The organism is Corynebacterium mustelae, from assembly GCF_001020985.1.
Classification (GTDB): Bacteria; Actinomycetota; Actinomycetes; order Mycobacteriales; family Mycobacteriaceae; genus Corynebacterium; species Corynebacterium mustelae.
Window position 1 is genome coordinate 451,851 of record NZ_CP011542.1, and the last position, 16,541, is coordinate 468,391.

The window sequence follows — 16,541 nt, forward strand, 5'->3', positions numbered from 1 at the left end:
GTTAACATGTGGACCAGCTACTGACATTCATGACAACCCAATTGACCATTGAACCATGGCGGATCCCCGTGGTTGTTATGAGTGGGGTAGGAATCTACTTCGCCTTCTTGGTGTCGGTACGGGTATTTGGCTCCCGGATTTTAGCAAAAATGACCACCTTTGATGCGGTGGTCATTGTCATGTTCGGGGCAGTTGCTGGCCGAGTTATCGTCGGCCACCCGCCCACGCTAGCCGCAGGAATTATCGGTCTTATAACCCTAATGGTGCTGGAAGCTGTCTTTGGCATAGCACGTGGCGTCGGGCCAATTCGGGCGGCATTGGACGGTCGGCCCCAAGTAGTGGTCGCGCATGGGGAAATTATCATGAAACAGATCCGCAAAAGCCACATTTCCCGCTCTGACATCAAGCACGCGGTCCGCCGCGCGGGAATCCCCAACATGAAATATGTGCAGTTGATGATACTTGAACCAACCGGCGAGCTCTCCATCTTCCGGACCGGCGAACCCGTTGACCCTGACTTACTCAAAGGGGTCGCAGGCGTGGAGTATCTATATCCATAAAACCAAAACCGGGGCTTGCACCGATTAGGTAGCAAAACCCCGGCCGTTGGCGGTTATTTAGCTGGCGTCTTTAGCCCAGCCGATGTCTTCACGTGGTAGGGTTGCGAAAGAATGCGCACCGAAGTTCGCCAAACCCTTCTTAACACCGACCAATTGTGGACCATTGTAAATCGGTACGATACCGAACCGAGCAAAAGCCTCTTTTTCCAACTTATTAGCTTCAGCGATTTGCTCTTCAGCAGTCGGAAGTTTCTGAAGAGCCCGGATCTTTTCATCGAGCTCTGGCGTGCCAGTTCCCGATTTATTTAGCTCTGAATCAGAAAGCCAGGTCTGTCCAAAGTATGCGGCGCCGAATGGATCGGAAGAAGAGAAGCCCATGGGGAACAGGTCAAAGTCTTTTTCAGTAGTTATCTTAGAGAAATCGGAGCTTGGTCGTTCCTCTACCTTCACTTCAACGCCAATATCCTTGAGCATTTTTTGAGTAGCAGATGCCATTCCCTTTAGCAACGGCGAATCTCCGACAACGGTGTAACGTAGCGAAAGCTTTTCGCCATCTTTCTCACGAACACCATCAGAACCTTCGGTCCAACCAGCTTCATCAAGGAGCTTTTTAGCTTTTTCAGGGTCGTAGCTGAGTACCTGACCAAGGTTGTCCTCATAACCTTCTTGTGTCTGATAGAAAGTGAAGGATCCTGGTAGTTTTTCTTCGTAATCCAATCCGTTAAAACGGATAGCCGCGATCTGAGAGCGATCAAAACCCGTCAAGATAGCTTCGCGAACCTTAATGTCAGAGAGAATAGGCGCCTGGCCGTTTAATGTAAGGAGCGAGTTTGCTGGCTGCAATGCACCACGGATCTCGATTTTATCGCCCATAGCTTTAGCTTTAGCCAAGTTGTCCTTATTACCAACACCTGCAGCATCAATTTCGCCGGCTTGGAAGGCATTAATCATTGCTTGGTCTTCCATATACCGGTAATGAACCTTATCCAGTTTTGGCTTATCGCCCCACCACTTATCATTCGGGACGAAGGTTACGGTGCCGTTCTTGGCATCATAGGTGTCTACAGTGAAGGGACCCGCACCCCATTCCGGCAATAATTTATTCAGGTACGCTTCGTTGAAGGTTTTAGCATCAGAAACAGCTGGGTGTAGGACGTATCCGAATAGTCCCTGCCACCATGGATAGGTTCCTTGGAAAGTAATAACAACCTCTTTGTCGTTAGCACCTTTAGCTACGGACTCAATTAACTCATAGCCATCGGTACCGTTAGGAACAACTTCTTCATTACTACCGTTATTCATCTTCCAAGTAGTCTCAAACGCCGTCCAATCAATCGGGGTACCGTCGTTGAAAACTGCGTCTGGGTGGATCTTCCAAGTAAGAACTAACTTACCGTCAACTACTTCATCTTTGGTTTCAACTAGATAATCCGGATTGGCGTGCCAAGTGCCATCGCCATCCATCAGTGTTACCTGCGGGTTGTACCACTTCCACAAATCTGTAGACATCCGGGTGGCATTACCATGGAAACGGTTTTGCTGTTCCGAGAATTCGTCAAGGGGGAGTGTAAGCTCGCCGCCGTCTTTGATCTGGTCGCGCTCTAGTGGGTTGTAATCACCACTTAGTTTGATTTCAACTGCTGCGCCGCCTTTTTCGCTAGAACTGGAACCATCGGTACCAGTATTGGAACAAGCACCAAGGCCGAGCGCTAGGACAGACAATGCGGCTACTGCGCTGACACGGAAATTTCGCTTCATGTCGCATCTCCTATCTGTGTGGGTTGGGACGGGGTTAGATTTAACTAAGTGTTAAATCCAGAGCTTCTTTTGAATCAATGTAAAGAATCTCTCTTCATGGATCCCGAGTCTTTGAAGGAGACGGAATCCATGAGGACAAATCCTCGAATTTAGTCAAGCCGGGGATTCAGCTCTAGAAAACACAGGCGAATCCCCCATTGAGGTTAGCGTCGATCTGAAGCTGTTGGGTCGGGAATCGGGATCGCTGCTAATAATTTCTTGGTGTACTCATGTTGCGGGTTATCGAAGATTTCGTCAGCGGTACCTTCTTCCACGAATTCCCCTTTGTACATAACTGCAACACGATCCGATAAATGACGAACTACAGAGAGATCATGAGCCACAAAAAGATAGGACAATCCTAGTTTGCGCTTCAAATCATCTAAGAGATTTATAACGCCAGCTTGAATTGAGACATCAAGAGCTGATACTGGTTCATCAAGGACGATGACACTCGGATTGGTTGCCAATGCACGTGCTAAGCCAATGCGTTGGCGTTGTCCGCCAGAGAAGTGACCTGGGAAACGATCAATTTGAGACGAATCAAGTCCAACCAGTTTCATTAACTCCTGAACGCGGTGGTCAATATCGCCGTCATATCCCAGGGACTGAAGCGGCTCCGCTATGACCTCACGAACAGTAAGACGTGGGTTCAGAGAGCTCATGGGATCCTGGAACACCATTTGGATGTCTTTTCGGGCCGCCCGACGTTGAGTAGAGGTCATCTCAGATGCGAGTTGGCCATTCAAAACAACAACACCGTCGCTTGGATTCAGATCCATGATTTCGAGAAGCGTGGTGGTCTTTCCACAACCAGACTCACCAACAATTGACATGCACTCGCCTTCACGAATATCAAACGAAACACCGTTAACAGCATGCACTGTTCCTACACGGCGCTTAATCAGGGCCCCTTTTATCAGAGGAAACTCTTTTTTTAAGTTTTTAACTTCAAGAGTGACTTTTCGTTCGGATCGTGGTATGCCCGCTAAAACATCAGTGCTCATGGCTGGGGCCTTGTACATTTTTTCGCCATTTATCATTCCGTCATGAATTTCGTTCGACCGTACACAGGCAGCAAAGTGGTTAGGCTCATCGGCCAAAGCAGCAAGGATAGGTTCCTTTGCGGTGCATGTGCTTGTAGCTACCGGACAGCGGACTGCGAACTGGCATTCATCCTTTAGCGAAACCAGTATTGGAGGGTTACCCACAATCGGGGTCAGTGGTTCAGTTGCAGGAACATCAGGGCGAGGTGTTGACCCTAATAATCCGACGGTATAGGGCATCCGTGGCTTACCAAAAAGGGTATAAACGTCAGCTTTCTCGACTGGACGGCCAGCGTACATGACCATTACGTCATCTGCGATACCTGCAACTACACCCATATCATGAGTGATCATGATAGTGGCAGCACCTGTTTCGCGTTGAGCGATCTTAATGACATCAAGGATTTGCGCTTGGATCGTGACATCCAAAGCTGTGGTCGGTTCGTCTGCGATCAAAACACGGGGGTTATTAGCAATCGCTATCGCAATGACTACCCGTTGTCGCATACCTCCAGAAAATTCGTGTGGGAAAGATCGAATTCGCTTGTCTGGCTCTTTAATACCCACAAGATCAAGTAATTCAATGGCTTGTTTTGTTGCTTGTTGCTTGTTGATTTTTTGATGAACCTGAATAGCTTCAACTAGTTGTGTTCCGATATCAAAAACTGGCGTTAGCGCTGACAGCGGATCCTGGAAGATCATTCCAATGCCATTACCGCGGATTTTAGACATCTGACTATCGGTTTTTCCGATTAGCTCGTCGCCATTGAACTTTACTGAACCAGACACATTAGCGTACTGGGGTAAAAGACCCATGATCGCCATCGAAGTTACCGATTTTCCAGATCCGGATTCGCCGACGATGCCGAGGGTGCGGCCAGGATAAAGGTCAAAACTTACTCCGCGGACCGCGGAGACTTTTCCGGCTTCCGAGGGGAAAGAAACGTTAAGGTCTGTTACTTGTAGCACTGGTTGAGTGCTAGTTGATTCAAGTGAGGTCATGCCTTTCCTCCGGACTTCGAATTTGGGTCTATAGCGTCACGCAAACCATCTGCGATTAGTGCTAACGACACAGTGAGTAGCGTAAGAACTCCAGCGGGAAAATAGAATGTCCATGGAGCTGTTATTAGGGTCGATGTGCCCCCAGTGAGCAGCGTACCAAGCGAAACGTCAGGAAGCTTAACGCCTAAACCGAGGAAGGAGAGTGCGGTCTCAGACATAACAACTGAAACTGTCCCAAGAACAAACTGGATGACCAAAAGGGAACCAATGTTCGGCAGCATATGTCGAATGATGATTTTCGGCCGGGAAATCCCCATATATCGAGCTGCTCGAACATAGTCGTTCTCACGAATAGAGAGGGAAAGTGACCATATGACACGAGCAGAGAACATCCAGCTAAAAGCTATTAGCACTACGATGAGTAAGCGCCAATCACCGCCAGAATCAGAGACAATCAGAGCGATGAGAAGGAAGCTGGGAATAGCGAGTAGGAAATGAATTGCGGCGAGAACAACCTTCTCTACCCAGCCGCCGTAGAGTGCAGCACCAGCGCCAACAATAGACGAAATTATTAAAGTTGCTAACGAAACGCTAATGGCAATAACTAAGGATCTACCCAGGCCATGTGCTGTTTGGGCGAACAGATCGTGTCCAGCTTCGGTGGTGCCAAACCAGTGCTCGGCAGAAGGTGCGGTAGAGAGGTTCAGGAAGTCAGGATCGTCAAAGGACCAAGGCGACAACCATTCGCCAACGAAAGCGAAAACAACCAGTGCGAAAAGAATTAAAAGTCCGACAACGGCGAAAATATTTCGGAAATAACGCCGAACGTAAAGCTTTAAACGCGATGTACCGCGCACAACTTCGGCCTCGTCTTGTGCTGTAACCGCTGTGACCTTAACTTCAACTTCTGTTTGATTTATTTTAGCGTCAGACATAGTTAACTCACCCGCACTCGTGGATCAAGAGCCACAACAACTAGATCGGCCAAAATTGCAGAAACACCAGTCATAGCAGCTCCAAATGCTGCTACGGCAACAGCGCCGTGAACATCATTATTGGCAATCGTGGAAATAAAGTACTGCCCCATACCATTCCATGCGAAAATGCGTTCGGTCATAACGGCGCCGGTGAATATTCCAGGTACAGAGAAGGCAACGGACGTGGCGACAGGAATAATTGAGGTACGTAACGCATGCCGTCTAATCGCCTGTGAGCGGGTTAACCCTTTCGCGCGGGCGGTTCGAACGTAATCGGCATTGAGGTTGTCCAGCAACAAGCTGCGTTGGGTCAAGTGATATCCGGCATAGGAGATAAACACCAAGGAGACGGTTGGCAAGATTAAGTGCTGGCCAAGGTCGAGGAGTTTAGCAAAAAAGCCATCAATGCCCTGAGATGATGATCCAGTAACGAAGAAAATTCGGGTGCCTGCCCACTCGTTGATTTGCAAAGCTAAGGCAACTACAACGATTGATGCGACAACAATGTGGGTATTGATGGCGACGATAGATATTCCTTGCCAAATTCTGTCAGCCGCCTGGTATTGCCGAGACGCGGTATAGACACCAACCGCTACACCAATGACAACGGCGAGGATGGTAGCTAACAAAAGCAGTTGCGCTGAAACCCAGATTCGGAAGGAAATTTGTTCATTTACAGATTCCCCGAGAGGTGATTGTCCCCAATCCCAGTGGAAGAGAATATTAGTTAGCCACGTCCACCAGCGCTCTAACAAAGGAGTGTCAGGGCTTAGATTATAAGGAGCTAGTAGCTTCGTTATTTGATCTGGTGATAAAGGCGGGCGACGACCAATGTAATTTGCTCGTGGATCTAAAAACGACGCCGCGAGGAAAAACGTCAGGTTCGTCGCCAAGAAAACAATGAGCATCCAGCTCAGGGTCTTCTTTAGCAAATATTTGAACATGGTGTCTCCATGAATGGGTGGGACATGATTGAGCCTCCGTGCATGAAATGCGCGAAAACGCAGTGCAGAAGCATAAATGCAAGCGTTTGACATAAATCTACTCTCGCAGTTTCGTTAGTCACAATTGCGGGAGGGCGTCAATGCTTGCAGATGTGCGAGCTGTGTCACAATCTTACTAAAAGATTAACTTATCTAAAAACTTGAAGCGTGAGCTGTCTGCATGGCAGCGTTGCCGCATTTTTCCTTTTCGGTGCAAAAATATCGGTGAAAAAACCTTATAAATACGTCGGCATCATGGGGCTGGGGCGGGCTCATTTTGGGTAAAAATATTGTGATTTGCTCAGGTGCATAAAATTTAACGTCCTGGGGGCGTCGAAAGGCGGGAGCGGGGTTTGGTATTAGAACTTAACTTTTCGACGCTCCAAGGTTGCATTTTGCGAATATGCATGATTTAATAATCAGGTTGCCTTAACAGGATTGCTATCAGTGCTGGTAGGGCAAACATGACACCTTCATTGGTGTGGAAATTCAATCACTTGTGGTTGGGTTTGCAAAACCATGGAAGGACCTTCAAGGTTTCTGGGGCAAATTTCCAGTTCATACCTTGAGGGCCGGAAAAGTGAAGGGCATGGCAAATAAACAGCGGCAGTATGCGAAAGAGATCGTTAGCGCTTATCACGAGCATAGATCCCTTCCGGCTTGGCACACATCTGGGTCTTGTACCCCAGGGGTGGAAGCTTCAAGGAAATACGGTGAAAGTTTATTGTGCTTTGACCTTATAAATTTCCGGCAAGTCGTTTTAAGACAAGTCAAGTTAAGAACTGGCGTTGTGCTTTAGGCCCTTACAACTGGTCCGGACAACGTTATAGAGAATAGATGAAGCGATTCCCACCACTCCATATGCGATGTGGGACAAGCGAGGAAGAGGATAAGCGTGGCGGGAGAAAAGATCCGCATTCGCCTGAAGGCTTACGACCACCAGGCAATCGACGTCGCTGCACGTAAGATTGTTGAAACCGTGACCCGTGCCGGGGCGCGCGTTGTGGGCCCAGTGCCATTGCCAACCGAAAAGAACGTATACGCCGTTATTCGTTCTCCACATAAGTACAAGGATTCTCGCGAGCACTTCGAGATGCGCACTCATAAGCGCCTGATCGACATCCTCGACCCGACGCCGAAGACGGTTGAAGCGCTTATGCGTATTGACCTTCCGGCCAGCGTCGATGTGGACATTAAGTAATCGACGAGTTTCTTGGCTACGGAGAACAAATAATGAGTGAAACTGAGATCAAGGGCATTCTGGGCACCAAGCTCGGCATGACTCAGATCTTCGATGAGGAAAACCGGGTTATCCCAGTTACCGTCGTCGAGGCTGGTCCATGCGTAGTTACCCAGATTCGCACTGTAGAAACCGATGGCTACAACGCCATCCAGATCGCCTACGGCGACATTGACCCTCGCAAGGTAAACAAGCCACGCACTGGTCACTTCAATAAAGCAGGCGTTACCCCTCGCCGCCATGTAGCTGAAATCCGTATGGATGACGTTTCTGGCTACGAGGTCGGCCAGGACGTCACCGTTGACATCTTCGAAGGTATTACCTTCGTCGACGTTACCGGTACTTCCAAGGGTAAGGGCTTCGCTGGTGGCATGAAGCGCCACGGCTTCGCCGGTCAGGGTGCATCCCACGGTAACCAGGCAGCACACCGCCGCGTTGGTGGTATCGGTGCTTGCGCTACCCCAGGTCGCATCTTCAAGGGCAAGCGCATGGCTGGCCGCATGGGTTCCGATCGCGTCACCACCCAGAATCTTAAGATTCAAAAGATTGACGCCGATGCCAACCTCATCCTGATCAAGGGTGCAATCCCGGGTAACCGTGGCGGCATCGTTACTGTTAAGACCGCAGTGAAGGGCGGTGCACACGCATGACCAATCTGAAATTGGACGTCCAGACCGCTGAGGGTAAAACCAACGGCACCGTTGAGCTGCCAGCTGAGATCTTCGACCGTGAAGTATCCATTCCGTTGATGCACCAGGTTGTCAACGCTCAGCTCGCCGCTAAGCGTCAGGGCACCCACTCCACCAAGACTCGTGGTGAAGTTCGAGGCGGTGGCCGCAAGCCATTCCGTCAGAAGGGCACCGGTCGCGCTCGTCAGGGCTCGATCCGCGCTCCTCACTTCGCTGGTGGTGGTATCGCGCACGGCCCTAAGCCACGCGATTACAGCCAGCGCACCCCGAAGAAGATGATCAAGGCCGCTCTGTACGGCGCACTGTCGGACCGTGCTCGTAACGCACGCATCCACGTCGTCGAAGAATTGGTTCCTGGTCAGACTCCTTCCACTAAGTCCGCACGTGCGTTCATTGAACGCTTGACCGATCGTCGTAACGTTCTGTTTGTCGTTGGTCGTGAGGATATCAATTCACAGCAGAGTGCTCGTAACCTACCTAACGTTCACATCCTGTTCCAGGATCAGCTGAACACCTACGACGTTCTCAAGTCCGATGACGTTGTGTTCTCGGTCGAGGCTCTCACCGCCTTTATCGCCCGCGCTACCGGTGCGGATAAGGAGGAGAACTAATGGCTAAGATTGCAGACCCACGCGACATCATTCTCGCCCCGGTTGTCTCTGAAAAGTCTTACGGTCTGATGGAGGAAGGCACCTACGTGTTCTTCGTCGCAAAGACCGCTAACAAGACCGAAATCAAGATTGCCGTCGAGCAGATCTTCGGCGTAAAGGTCGCCTCCGTGAACACCCTTAACCGTGAGGGCAAGCGCAAGCGCACTCGCTCCGGTTTCGGTACCCGCAAGGCAACCAAGCGCGCCTACGTGACGCTTCGTGAGGGCAGCGACGCAATCGACATCTTTGGCGCTAGCGCTTAAGAAAGGTCGAGGTAAGGAAAAACTATGGCTATTCGTAAGTACAAGCCGACAACCCCGGGTCGCCGCCAGAGCTCCGTATCGATGTTCGAGGAGATCACTCGCTCGACCCCGGAGAAGTCCCTGGTTCGCCCACTTCCAAAGAAAGGTGGCCGTAACGTTCACGGCCACATCACCGTTCGCCACAAGGGTGGTGGACACAAGCGCCAGTACCGTCTGATCGACTTCCGTCGCAACGATAAAGATGGCATTCCGGCAAAGGTTGCTCACATCGAGTACGACCCAAACCGTACCGCCAACATCGCGTTGCTGCACTATGTTGACGGCGAAAAGCGCTACATCGTTGCACCTAAGGGCCTCAAGCAGGGCCAGATGGTAGAGTCCGGCGCAACCGCCGACATCAAGGTTGGCAACAACCTGCCACTGCGGAATATCCCAGCTGGTACCGTCATCCACTGCGTTGAGCTCAAGCCGGGCGCAGGCGCTAAGCTCGCTCGTTCCGCAGGTAGCTCCATTCAGCTGCTCGGTAAGGCAGGCAAATACGCTGTTTTGCGTATGCCATCGTCTGAAATCCGCCGCGTGGACATCCGCTGCCGCGCCACCGTTGGTGAGGTCGGTAACGCTGACCAGATCAACATCCGGTGGGGTAAAGCTGGCCGTATGCGCTGGAAGGGCGTTCGCCCAACCGTGCGTGGTGTGGTCATGAACCCAGTGGATCACCCACATGGTGGTGGTGAAGGTAAGACCTCGGGTGGTCGTCACCCAGTAAGCCCATGGGGCAAGAAGGAAGGTCGTACCCGTAACCCGAACCGGTACAGCAACAACATGATCGTGCAGCGTCGCCGCACGAACAAGAGCAAGAAGCGCTAAGAGGAGGTAAGGAAAGATGCCACGCAGCCTTAAGAAGGGCCCGTTCGTTGATGAGCACCTCCTCGCGAAGGTCGACGCTCAGAACGAAAAGGGCACCAAGCAGGTTATTAAGACCTGGTCCCGTCGTTCCACCATTCTCCCCGATTTCATTGGTCACACCTTCGCCGTCCACGACGGTCGCAAGCATGTGCCAGTGTTCGTGGACGACTCCATGGTCGGCCACAAGCTCGGTGAGTTTGCACCAACCAAGACCTTCAAGGGTCACATTCAAGAAAAGAAGAAGGGACGTCGATAAGCGATGAGCGATATCACATCCGCACGCGCGACTGCCCGCTTCGTTCGCGTAACCCCTATGAAGGCACGCCGTGTAATCGACTTGGTTCGCGGTAAGTCCGTTGAGGAAGCACTGGCAATCTTGAAGTACGCCCCACAGGCTGCTTCCGAGCCAGTAGCCAAGGTCGTTCAGTCCGCAGCTGCTAACGCTGAGAACAACTTCGGCCTTGACCGTCGCACCCTGGTTATCTCCGAGGCTTATGCCGACGAAGGCCCAACCATGCGTCGTTTCCGTCCACGCGCTCAGGGTCGCGCATTCCAGATCCGTAAGCGCACCAGCCACATCACCGTGGTTGTCGAGAGCCAGAAGGCAGGTGCATAACAGTGGGACAAAAAATCCACCCACACGGCCTCCGATTGGGCATTACTTCCGACTGGAAGTCCCACTGGTTCGCCGATAAGAACTACGCTGAGTACCTCGCAGAAGACATCAAGATCCGCGAGTTCCTCACCAAAACCCTCGACCGTGCAGGTATCGCCGACATCGTGATCGAGCGCACCCGCGACCGCGTCCGCGTCGACATCCACACCGCCCGTCCAGGCATCGTGATCGGCCGTCGTGGTTCTGAGGCTGACCGTTTGCGCCGCGAGCTGGAGAAGCTCACCGGCAAGCAGGTCGCCCTCAACATCCTCGAGGTCAAGAACATTGACGCCAATGCTCAACTGGTGGCACAGTCCATCGCTGAGCAGCTGACCAACCGTGTGGCATTCCGCCGCGCAATGCGCAAGGCAATCCAGGGCGCTATGCGTCAGCCACAGGTCAAGGGCATCAAGGTCATGTGCTCCGGTCGTCTTGGCGGTGCCGAGATGTCCCGCACCGAGCGCTACCACGAGGGTCGCGTTCCTTTGCACACCCTCCGCGCCGAAATCGACTACGGCACCTATGAAGCACACACCACTTTCGGCCGCATCGGCGTGAAGGTGTGGATCTACAAGGGTGACGTCGTTGGTGGCCGTCGCGAGAGCGAAATCAACGCACCATCTGAGCGCCGTGGCCGCGGTGACCGCAACGCACGTCCGCGTCGTGGTGGCCAGCGTCGTCAGCGTGCTGAGCAGAAGCAGGAGGGATAACCTATGCTTATTCCAAAGCGCGTGAAGTACCGTCGTCAGCACCGTCCACACCGTGACGGCGTATCCAAGGGCGGTAATCGCATCAACTTCGGTGACTACGCAATCCAGGCTCTGGAACCTGCTTACATCACCAACCGTCAGATCGAATCTGCACGTATCGCCATCAACCGCCACGTCAAGCGTGGTGGTAAGGTGTGGATCAACATTTTCCCAGACCGGCCACTTACCCAGAAGCCTCTCGGTGTTCGTATGGGTTCCGGTAAAGGTCCAGTGGAAAAGTGGATCGCTAACGTTAAGCCAGGTCGCATCCTCTTTGAAATGAGCTATCCGAATGAGGAAATGGCGCTTGAGGCACTGCGTCGCGCAGGCCAAAAGCTCCCTTGCAAGGTTCGTATTATCAAGAAGGAGGACCAGTTCTAATGGCTAACGGTACCCCCGCACACGAGCTTCGCGAGCTTAACGCTGAGGAGCTCAACACCCGTCTGGCTGAAGCCAAGGAAGAGCTGTTCAACCTGCGCTTCCAGGCCGCAACCGGCCAGCTGACCAATAACCGTCGCCTGCGCACGGTCAAGACCGACATCGCCCGCATCTACACCGTTATTCGCGAGCGCGAGCTGGGCCTGTCTGTTGTTCCGGGAGCTGAGGCTTAATTATGAGTGAGGCAAACGTGAACAAGAAGAAAAAGGGCGCACGTAAGGTACGCACCGGCTATGTCGTTTCCGACAAGATGCAGAAGACCATCGTTGTGGAATTGGAAGACCGCAAGCAGCACGGCTTGTACGGTAAGACCATCCGCACCAACTCCAAGGTGAAGGTTCACGACGAGAACGAAATCGCTGGCATCGGCGACCTCGTTCGCATCGAGGAAACCCGCCCATTGAGCAAGGACAAGCACTTCCGTCTCGTTGAGATCATCGAGAAGGCACGCTAATTCTTTAGCCTAAAAGGCGCGGATAAAACTACACACTCGCCCGCCCCCCGACATAAAAGGGGATGCGGGCGAGTGTTTTTGCTTTTCGACGCTTTAACGGGTTTCGCTGTACTCAATGTTTTAGTTGGAAACGTTAATGAGCCACTCTTGTGCTGTTTTGTCGTTGATGACTAATCCCCCCCGACCGTAATCGTTCAAAAAGATCGGTAATAGTTGCTGCGGGTTTAAGTTGGTGGGGTTGAGAGTTCGGCATATATTGGATCTTCACGGCTAGATAAAGATCCAGCCCACACTTTGAAACATCGGAAATGATTCAAAGGCAGGCTGAACGATTAACCAGAGTCTAACAAAAATATGAAAGATTTGCCAGGGGTGCTGAGGCAAAACGGGGGAAGCGGGTTGGGCTGTCGGCCGAGTAGATCGAGATTGAGAAATCTTGAGCAAAAACGATGTGATTATCTCTGTTATGTGTGCCGTGTGATTGTAGACAGCACCCTGTACCTGTAACTAACCCGTTGCTCCCTTATACGATGGTTGGTTACCGGTTGAAGCGTTTTAATCTGAAGGTTTCGCGAAATATGCGTTGATTTCTTCCCGCAATTCGGTGTCAGTGGCGAACCTGTTTAAGAAATCAAGGAATGTGAGTTCGTAGTCGATGTCATAGAACCAGGCGTCGTGGTCCATGGCGTAAACAGTGGGATTTTGGGGGTGGGGGTCGTCGCTAAGAACGAAAAATCCCACCTGGTAGCGGGTGTTTCCTAAGATGATGAAGTTTGGGGACTTAGTGGTTGTGGGTAGTTTTGATGCGACTCCGGTGATGAAGCCCTCGTCATCGTGCCACTCTTCGTAGTCTGTGGTTCCTGGGCTCAGCGGCGTTGCGATCCAAGGCGAGAATGTGAAGTCTTCCCTTTGAACCAGTTCACGCAGTTGGCCTTGGTGTTCAAGGATCTTGCGAAGATCATCGCTGTATTCGACGTGGTCACTGAATCCTTGCTCAATGATGGGCGTTGGGAACGTCATGGACATGAGCGCTTCCTGCAGGGTGCCGTTGGGGCTGGCGTAGGCTGCGCCCAGTTCTTTCAGCCGTGCCTCGATTTCGGAAGAAAAGATCATAGGTCCGATTATGGCAATAAAGTGCAGATAGTGCGGGGTTTTATAAAAGGCTTCTGGCAACGTCGACAAGCATCGCGCAGCTCACCCGGCACTAGTTGAACGAACAGTGAAACGCCTGCGTGGGAACACCTTTACCGCAATGCTGAGGTTGTCGTGCATTACGAATGGCGCCACATTGCGCGCCAGCTTTTCGGGCTTGATTCTAGGACTACGGGGATAAGTAGGAGTGCCATCACTATCGTGATGATTCTGTTCTTTAGCAAATCCTCGACGATGCTGGTGGTGGGGAATCCATAGCCAACGATGGTGATGAAGCCCAAGAAAGCAAGCATCATGTAGGCACCGAGACGTGCTTTTGAGCGGCTCATCAAAAGGAGGACACCAGCAACTACTTCGTAGCAGCCAAGCACGATGGTGAGCCATCCGATATTCGGCATCACAAAATCTGACCACAGGTTAGAAAGCGAGGGTATGAGCGCAGTGTCGCCGAACACTGCGTAGCTTTCTGGATGGGTTCGGCCGAGCACAAGGTGAGAGAAACCTCCGGAAATGAAAATTACCGCGAAAAGGGTTCTTACAATCGACCTATACATATGCATCAGCCCATCCTACAGCGATGAAAAGGGTCCTTTCATGGGTTACAGACAATCGCAGTGAACCAGCAATCTGCCACCCAGGTAATCGTCGTAGAGCGCCGACCAATTTAGCAATAGAATGCCGACCAGTTTATCGGTAGAACCCTGACCGTTTTAGCAGTAGAGCTCCGTCCAGTTTGTTGATTGGTTGCATTTTCCCATGTAGATCGTGGTTTAATTCCTAAAAATCTCGCAACCGTGAACCCGAATCATAAGGCATCAAGCCGTTTCCTTATTTTTTAAAAGTGTGCGGAATTGGTCGGTGATGTAAGGTACTGCCGCATATACGGCAAAGCGAAGCTGACATACCCGTAGCGGGGGCTTGAGATGATTTCGGCGTTTAAAAGTCGACGCCGGTAATTGCCTGCATATTGCGTGTCAACGTTAAGCCGCTGGGCAATATCGGACATTTTGGACGGCCCGTCGTCTACTGCCATCGCTTTAAGAAAATCTTGATCCGTGGGGGAGAGGTCTGAAAGGGAAGGTTTGTGAACTAGCTCGCCGAGACGGTGGCGGGCGCGTTCACCACTTGCTTTAACCGAGTCTAAGGTTATGCGGTTTCCGTCCCGAGTGCGGAACAGGTATTGGCCTACCAGCTGAATCATGAATGGGTAGCCGCCACAAATCTCAACAGCTAGATCTAGTGCGCCTGGTTCCCATTCGAAATCCAATGAGGCTAGCGGGGACGAAAGGGCGGTGCGAACATCGGAATCAGCGACTAGCCCCAGTGCAATTTTGTTGGCACGGCGTAGGAATGTTACGGGATTTTGCCCAGAATCAGCCGCCAACAGTGGTTTCACGGATTGTGGAATGCCTGCCATGGTTATGGCAATCTCGCAGTTTTCACGGACTAAATGCTGAATGGTCGCCCCGAAGTCAATAACTTCTTCTTTTCGGTTATAGTGCAGCTCATCTAAGGTGATAAGCACTCCCACAGGTTCCTGTCCAATTTGGGCATCAATATGTGCCTGCAGCGTGAAAAGATTCGTGAGGACATCCCGTAACGTTGTATTTGGACGATATTTCTCTGTCTCAGTGAACTGCAAGCCTCCTAGCGAGGCGATGTTTACACCTGTAAGAGTTTTCTTGTGGGTGCGAAAGTTCTTTTGGATGATCCGGTACGCTGCATCTTGAATGCGTTGGGTAAAACCAGGGGTTGCAGTCTCGGCGATAACCCACCAAGATTCGGCTCGTGCTGCATCTTGAAATGCATTAAGCAATACGGTTTTGCCCACGCCACGAAGGCCAGTGATGAGGGAAACTCGTTCATGTGCGCCTGGGCCGTCGAAAAGCGCATCCTTGAAGTCTTCAATTTCTTGTTCACGACCAGCAAGGTATGGCGGGGTTGCTCCCAATGTGGCTTTGAAGGGATTGCGTACACGGCTCATGACATAAATCTACATGATTTTTACTATCCTTTACTATCTCTTACTATCCTTTACTATCTCTTACTATCTTCCGCATATTGCTAGCTCAAAACGGGTATGACGCAAGTTCGTAAGCCGTTGAGTTGTGACAACTGCCTACTTCGCGCTATCCCAAAGTTTCCGCAAGTGGATAACCAATTCGTCGGGCACCTGCATTGGAAGAGAATGGGTTGTGTTCGGCCACGTATGCACAGTGACGTTATCAAGCAATTGTTGAGCCTTATCCGCGGCTTTTTGCCCGCCAGCAAGTGAGCTGTCGCTGGCTATTGCAACGTAGACCGGCATAGAAAGCGCCACCGCCGTATCTTCGGTTAGCAGTGACGGGGTCGGAAGTTGCGCACGGTAATGCTTTGTCCCTAATGCGATCATACACGCCAGGGTGTCATCGTCATCGTGGTTGTATTCGGCACCGCCGATGCGGTTAAGCGCCTGGTTGCGAATGCTATCGGGTATTCCAGGAATCGATGCCACAACTACCCAAGCCATCATGGATGCAGGTGGATATGCGAAAGTAAAGACAGGTTCGAGAAGTGCAAGAGAGGCGACGCGTTCCGGATGGGTGCATGCATATGCGGTTGGGGTCGCCCCGCCGAACGAATGGCCAACGAAGTGCGCGCCCATAGGAGCTACGGCATCCATGACCTGGTCAATCCATTCAGCTTGGTTGGTCATCGAGGTAAGTGGTGCCGATTGGACGGACATGCCAGCGTCGCCAAGCGCATCGAAGGCCACAACGCGGTGGGTTTCGGCAAAGCTGGGCAGGTTAGTTGCCCACATTGGCACCCCTGACGAACGCCCGGTAACAGCACTATAGGGGTTGTATCCGCAGTCGCGGGAGTGCTCCACTCGTAAACGCGTACTGTGCCGTAGTCCGTCTGGATACCATGCTGTTTCGTCGGCGAGGGCATGAGCGTCATGGCATCGCGGTATGCGGTTGCGTAGGCGTTACGACCTGCG

General features: G+C 51.7%; 20 protein-coding genes. 12 read left to right on the forward strand and 8 right to left on the reverse strand.

The genetic code is table 11. The features are described from left to right. Positions 1-29: 29 nt before the first annotated feature. Positions 30-560, forward strand: coding sequence for a DUF421 domain-containing protein (locus tag CMUST_RS02090; RefSeq protein ID WP_047261126.1), 531 nt, complete (start codon positions 30-32; stop codon positions 558-560). 57 nt (positions 561-617) lie between these two features. On the opposite strand, the gene CMUST_RS02095 is transcribed toward CMUST_RS02090, so the two are convergent. The 4 genes from CMUST_RS02095 to CMUST_RS02110 form a co-directional block, all read right to left on the reverse strand. Continuing rightward, positions 618-2,318 carry an ABC transporter family substrate-binding protein gene (locus tag CMUST_RS02095; protein ID WP_047261127.1) on the reverse strand — a complete coding sequence of 567 codons (1,701 nt, stop codon included), beginning with the start codon at positions 2,316-2,318 and terminating at the stop codon, positions 618-620. A 203-nt stretch (positions 2,319-2,521) separates the two neighbouring features. After that, complete coding sequence (locus tag CMUST_RS02100; RefSeq protein ID WP_047261128.1) at positions 2,522-4,405, reverse strand: ABC transporter ATP-binding protein; 1,884 nt, start codon at positions 4,403-4,405, stop codon at positions 2,522-2,524. Further along, positions 4,402-5,340 (reverse strand): ABC transporter permease, encoded by a 939-nt coding sequence (locus tag CMUST_RS02105; RefSeq protein ID WP_047261129.1) that lies wholly within the window; start codon positions 5,338-5,340, stop codon positions 4,402-4,404. The genes CMUST_RS02100 and CMUST_RS02105 overlap by 4 nt, the downstream gene beginning before the upstream one ends. Before the next feature lie 2 nt (positions 5,341-5,342). Then, positions 5,343-6,326, reverse strand: coding sequence for an ABC transporter permease (locus CMUST_RS02110; protein ID WP_047261130.1), 984 nt, complete (start codon positions 6,324-6,326; stop codon positions 5,343-5,345). 934 nt (positions 6,327-7,260) lie between these two features. Between CMUST_RS02110 and rpsJ the strand changes: the two genes are divergently transcribed. From rpsJ to rpsQ, 11 genes are read left to right on the forward strand one after another with little or no spacing between them, the layout of a single operon-like run. After that, a complete protein-coding gene (gene rpsJ / locus CMUST_RS02115; protein WP_047261131.1) occupies positions 7,261-7,566 on the forward strand; it encodes a 30S ribosomal protein S10 in 306 nt (101 codons plus the stop codon). Between the two features lie 32 nt (positions 7,567-7,598). After that, on the forward strand, positions 7,599-8,255 hold the full coding sequence (rplC, locus tag CMUST_RS02120; RefSeq protein WP_047261132.1) for a 50S ribosomal protein L3: 657 nt from the start codon (positions 7,599-7,601) through the stop codon (positions 8,253-8,255). Next, the gene (gene rplD / locus CMUST_RS02125) at positions 8,252-8,905 is read left to right on the forward strand and encodes a 50S ribosomal protein L4 (protein ID WP_047261133.1); all 654 of its coding nucleotides are present in this window, start codon (positions 8,252-8,254) and stop codon (positions 8,903-8,905) included. Before rplC ends, rplD begins: the two co-directional genes overlap by 4 nt. Next, positions 8,905-9,207 (forward strand): 50S ribosomal protein L23, encoded by a 303-nt coding sequence (rplW, locus tag CMUST_RS02130; RefSeq protein WP_047261134.1) that lies wholly within the window; start codon positions 8,905-8,907, stop codon positions 9,205-9,207. The genes rplD and rplW overlap by 1 nt, the downstream gene beginning before the upstream one ends. Positions 9,208-9,231: 24 nt before the next feature. After that, positions 9,232-10,074 carry a 50S ribosomal protein L2 gene (rplB, locus tag CMUST_RS02135; RefSeq protein WP_047261135.1) on the forward strand — a complete coding sequence of 281 codons (843 nt, stop codon included), beginning with the start codon at positions 9,232-9,234 and terminating at the stop codon, positions 10,072-10,074. Positions 10,075-10,090: 16 nt separating this feature from the next. Beyond that, entirely contained in the window at positions 10,091-10,369 is a 279-nt protein-coding gene (gene rpsS, locus CMUST_RS02140) for a 30S ribosomal protein S19 (RefSeq protein ID WP_047261136.1), read from the forward strand. A 3-nt stretch (positions 10,370-10,372) separates the two neighbouring features. Beyond that, the gene (gene rplV / locus CMUST_RS02145; protein WP_047261137.1) at positions 10,373-10,729 is read left to right on the forward strand and encodes a 50S ribosomal protein L22; all 357 of its coding nucleotides are present in this window, start codon (positions 10,373-10,375) and stop codon (positions 10,727-10,729) included. Positions 10,730-10,731: 2 nt separating this feature from the next. Beyond that, positions 10,732-11,478 carry a 30S ribosomal protein S3 gene (rpsC, locus tag CMUST_RS02150; RefSeq protein WP_047261138.1) on the forward strand — a complete coding sequence of 249 codons (747 nt, stop codon included), beginning with the start codon at positions 10,732-10,734 and terminating at the stop codon, positions 11,476-11,478. A gap of 3 nt (positions 11,479-11,481) precedes the next feature. Then, positions 11,482-11,898 (forward strand): 50S ribosomal protein L16, encoded by a 417-nt coding sequence (gene rplP, locus CMUST_RS02155; RefSeq protein WP_047261139.1) that lies wholly within the window; start codon positions 11,482-11,484, stop codon positions 11,896-11,898. Continuing rightward, positions 11,898-12,128 carry a 50S ribosomal protein L29 gene (gene rpmC, locus CMUST_RS02160; RefSeq protein ID WP_047261140.1) on the forward strand — a complete coding sequence of 77 codons (231 nt, stop codon included), beginning with the start codon at positions 11,898-11,900 and terminating at the stop codon, positions 12,126-12,128. Before rplP ends, rpmC begins: the two co-directional genes overlap by 1 nt. Positions 12,129-12,130: 2 nt before the next feature. Beyond that, the gene (gene rpsQ, locus CMUST_RS02165) at positions 12,131-12,409 is read left to right on the forward strand and encodes a 30S ribosomal protein S17 (protein ID WP_047261141.1); all 279 of its coding nucleotides are present in this window, start codon (positions 12,131-12,133) and stop codon (positions 12,407-12,409) included. A gap of 555 nt (positions 12,410-12,964) precedes the next feature. Here rpsQ and CMUST_RS02170 read toward each other — a convergent pair. The 4 genes from CMUST_RS02170 to CMUST_RS02185 form a co-directional block, all read right to left on the reverse strand. Continuing rightward, positions 12,965-13,522 carry a hypothetical protein gene (locus CMUST_RS02170; protein ID WP_144414102.1) on the reverse strand — a complete coding sequence of 186 codons (558 nt, stop codon included), beginning with the start codon at positions 13,520-13,522 and terminating at the stop codon, positions 12,965-12,967. A gap of 158 nt (positions 13,523-13,680) precedes the next feature. Next, complete coding sequence (locus CMUST_RS02175; protein WP_201779214.1) at positions 13,681-14,049, reverse strand: hypothetical protein; 369 nt, start codon at positions 14,047-14,049, stop codon at positions 13,681-13,683. Between the two features lie 347 nt (positions 14,050-14,396). After that, entirely contained in the window at positions 14,397-15,545 is a 1,149-nt protein-coding gene (locus tag CMUST_RS02180) for an ATP-binding protein (protein WP_047261144.1), read from the reverse strand. Positions 15,546-15,680: 135 nt separating this feature from the next. After that, positions 15,681-16,430 (reverse strand): alpha/beta fold hydrolase, encoded by a 750-nt coding sequence (locus tag CMUST_RS02185; RefSeq protein WP_236690142.1) that lies wholly within the window; start codon positions 16,428-16,430, stop codon positions 15,681-15,683. Positions 16,431-16,541: the final 111 nt, after the last annotated feature.